We start from the raw sequence: 3,583 nt of genomic DNA, 5'->3' as shown, positions 1-3,583 counted from the left end.
AGGTGGACTGGGCTGCGGTGACCGCCGACGAGGGCCGGGCGGTCAGGGTCGGCCTGCCGACGTATCCGTTCCAGCGTCAGCACTACTGGCCGAAGGCCACCACCGGTCGCGGCGATCATGACGGCGACTCGGCCGATGGCGAGTTCTGGCAGGCGATCGAGAGCAACGACGTCGAGGCACTCGCCGGAGTACTCGGCCTGACCGCCGAGCGCTCGACGGTCGAATCGCTGATGCCGGCCCTCACCGGCCTGCGGCAGCGGCAGCGCAGTCGTGCGAAGTTCAACGCGCAGCTGTACCGGGTGGCGTGGGAACCGGTGACCGCGGACATCCGGCCGGCGGTCAGCGGTAGCCGGCTGCTCCTCGTCCCCCCGGGGTTCCCCGATGAGAGGGTCGTCGCCGAGGTAGCGGAGGCGCTGTCCGCCGATGGCGGCGTGGTCCACCGTCTTGAGGCCGACCTGTCGCAGGTTGGCGCCTTGATGAGTGAACGCTACCCCGAAGTCGTCGGCGTGGTCTCCTTCCTTCCCCCTGGAGAGCCGGTCGTCGACGGCATCCCGGTGTGGAACGCCACGGTCGAGGCAGTACCTGCCGAGTCGACCGACCGGCCCGGCGACCCGCGGCAGTCCGCGATCTGGGACCGGCCGTCGATGACAGGCGGCCGCGGCGGATGCCTTGACCTGCCCCGCACGTGGGACGCCACCACCCAAGGTCTGCTGCGCGCCGTGCTCGGCGGCCAGTACAGCGAGGACCGGCTGGCACTGCGCCCGGCGGGCGTGTTCGCCAGGAAGGTGCGCGTCGCACCCATCGACGCCGGCACGCCACGGCTGCCCTGGCAGCCGGCGGGCAAGGTCCTGCTGGCCGGTGACGACAACGGCGCGCTCGCCGCGGCACTCACCCGATGGCTGACGACCGCGGGCGCCGAGGTCGTCCGGGGAACGGACCTGCCCCAGGACGCCACTGCGGTCGTCTCCTTGCCGGATGACCAGGCCGGGGCGCAGGACATCGAGGAACTACTCCACCTGCACGACCAGACCGTCGACCGCGAGCTGTCGGCGTTCGTCGTGATCTCCCGCGCTGGCGCCCAGCTCGGGATCGAGCAGGACGCGGACAGACGTGCCTATGGTGCCTTCGCTGACGCGTTGGTGAGCCAGCGCCGGGCAGCAGGCCACGCGGCCACATCCGTCGCCTGGCACGGTGACGGCGCTGGAGCCGTCGACGGCATGCGCCACACCGCCCCGGACGATCTGGCCGAAGTACTCGCCTGGACCGTGGGACACGACCACGCGTCCGTCGTCGTCGCTGACCTCACCGATGAGCTGCGATCCACCATCCTGAGCGGCTCACGCCATGAGGTGGCGCCGGCTCAGAAGGATGGCGCCCAGGCCACCGCTTCGTCGGGGGCCGACGGCGAACGTCAGCTCGCCCGCCTGGTCCTGACCCTTGCCGCCGAGGTACTCGGTCATGACAGCCCGGAGGATGTCGACGCGGACCGGAGCTTCCGCGAGCAGGGCTTCGACTCCTACAGCGCACTCGATCTTCGCAACCGGTTGAAGACCGCCACCGCACTCCAGCTGCCCGCCACCGTCCTGTTCGACCATCCGACACCGACAGCGCTGGTGGCCCACCTGCGGCAGCAACTGACCGGTGAGCAAGAGGTCCTGCCGGAAACGCCTGCCGCGGTTGCACAGATGCAGGAGCCGGTGGCGATCGTGGGGATGGGTTGTCGGTTCCCGGGTGGGGTGGAGGATCCGGAGGGTTTCTGGCGGTTGGTTGCGGGAGGTTCCGATGCGATGTCGGGGTTCCCGGTGAACCGCGGCTGGGACCTGGAGAGCCTGGATGTTGCTGATCCCCGTGATGGGGGTGCGGGTTTTGCCCGGGTGGGTGGGTTCCTGGGTGGTGCGGGTGAGTTCGATGCGGAGTTCTTCGGGATCAGTCCGCGTGAGGCGTTGGGGATGGATCCGCAGCAGCGGGTGTTGCTGGAGACATGTTGGGAGGCGTTGGAAGACGCAGGCATCACGCCGGGGGCGTTGCGGGGCACTGATACCGGGGTCTATGCCGGAATCACCGCGCTGGGATACCGAGTTGGCGAGCAGGACGGTGCCGGTGGCTTCGGGATCACCGGGGCCCATGCGAGTGTGGCGTCGGGTCGGGTGGCGTATGCGCTGGGGTTGCAGGGACCCGCGGTCTCGATCGATACGGCGTGTTCGTCGTCGCTGACGGCGATTCACCTGGCGGCGCAGGCGTTGCGGTCGGGTGAGTGCGGGATCGCGCTGGCCGGCGGCGTCACGGTGATGCCCAACCCGGAGATGTTCGCTGAGTTTGCGCGGCAGCGGGGGTTGGCTGCTGATGGGCGGTGTAAGCCGTTCGCGGAGGCGGCTGATGGCACGGGGTGGGGTGAGGGTGTCGGTGTCGTGGTGTTGGAGCGGTTGTCGGTTGCTCGCGCTCGTGGGCATCGGGTGCTGGCGGTGGTGGCGGGTAGTGCGGTCAATCAGGACGGGGCGAGTAATGGTCTGTCGGCGCCGAACGGTCCGTCCCAGCAGCGGGTGATCCGGGCCGCGTTGGCGAGTGCGGGCTTGGCGGCCGGTGACGTGGATGTGGTGGAGGCGCATGGGACCGGTACGGCGTTGGGTGATCCGATCGAGGCGCAGGCGTTGCTGGCCACCTATGGGCAGGGTCGGCCGGAGGGTCGGCCGTTGTTGTTGGGGTCGGTGAAGTCGAACATCGGTCACACGCAGGCGGCTGCGGGTGTCGCGGGTGTGATCAAGATGGTCCAGGCGATGCGGCACGGGATGCTGCCCCAGACCCTGCACGTGGACGCGCCGTCCTCGCACGTGGACTGGTCGGCGGGGGCGGTGGAGTTGCTGACCGCGCCGCGCGAGTGGCCGGCGGGTTCTGGTCCGCGGCGGGCTGGTGTGTCGGCGTTCGGGATCAGCGGCACCAACGTCCACCTCATCCTCGAACAGCCCGCGCAGGAGGCCCCTGTCCAGGACGCCCCTGCCCTGGACGGGTCTGCCGACGACGGGTTGGCGTCCACCTCTGAATTGGGGCCGGAGTCTGTCGGTCCGGTGGTGTGGGTGGTGTCGGCGCGGTCTGATGCGGCACTGGCTGCGCAGGCGGGCCGGCTGGCGGAGTTTGCGGCGGCTCGTCCGGGGGTCGGGGCCGGGGATGTGGCGTTCTCCCTGGCGGTGACGCGGACCACGGCGTTCTCGCACCGGCTTGCGGTGGTCGGCCGGGACCGTGGCCAGTTGGTGGAGGGCTTGTCTGCGGCTGCGTCTGGCCGGGAGTCGGCCGGTGTGGTGGCCGGGGTGGCTGGGGTTGCTGGTTCGGTGTCGCGGCCGGTGTTTGTGTTTGCGGGTCAGGGTGCGCAGTGGGTGGGGATGGGGGTGCGGTTGTGGGATGAGGAGCCGGTGTTCGCGGCGGTGATGGAGCGTTGTGAGCGGGTGCTGGAGCCGTTCACGGGCTGGCGGTTGCGTGAGGTGTTGGGTGATGCGGATCTGTTGTCGCGGGTGGAGGTGGTGCAGCCGGCGTCGTGGGCGGTGATGGTGAGTTTGGCGGCGTTGTGGCGGGCGGCTGGGGTGGAGCCGGC

General features: G+C 70.1%; 1 protein-coding gene. It reads left to right on the top strand.

The features are described 5' to 3' along the window. Nucleotides 1–17: 17 nt before the first annotated feature. Nucleotides 18–3,583, top strand: a 3,566-nt coding sequence (locus tag ABZ887_RS50950) for a beta-ketoacyl synthase N-terminal-like domain-containing protein (protein WP_361306543.1), incomplete at its 3' end; no start/stop codon positions are given.

Source organism: Streptomyces sp. NPDC047061 (assembly GCF_040643955.1).
Lineage (GTDB): Bacteria > Actinomycetota > Actinomycetes > Streptomycetales > Streptomycetaceae > Streptomyces.
Note: the sequence above shows the minus strand (reverse complement) of the source record. Positions and strands in the feature narration are given on the sequence as shown.